At 73.2% G+C, this 235-nt stretch carries 1 protein-coding gene; it reads right to left on the bottom strand.

Translation table 11 applies throughout. The features are described 5' to 3' along the window. Positions 1-235: crosslink repair DNA glycosylase YcaQ family protein (locus tag KVT44_RS59860; protein WP_368857631.1), on the bottom strand; the 235-nt coding region annotated here is incomplete at both ends.

The raw sequence follows: 235 nt of genomic DNA, 5'->3' as shown, positions 1-235 counted from the left end.
GGCCCGCCGTCCCCCTCCCCACCACCACCTCCGCCTTCGCCTCCAAGATTACGCCCACCCGTTCCACCCGCTCCGCCAACTCCCGTTCCCGCTCCGCAGTCAGCCATTCCAACGGCTCCACGGTGACCGTCGTACGCCCTCCCCGGCGCCGCTGGGGCCAGACCCCGGCCACCACACCGACGCCCAGCAGCACGGGGAAGTTCCCGGCCTGACCGCCCCCGAGTCCACGCGCGTA

Source organism: Streptomyces sp. GbtcB7, assembly GCF_019091445.1.
GTDB classification, from domain to species: domain Bacteria; phylum Actinomycetota; class Actinomycetes; order Streptomycetales; family Streptomycetaceae; genus Streptomyces; species Streptomyces mirabilis.
This window is presented reverse-complemented; position numbering and strand designations above follow the sequence as displayed.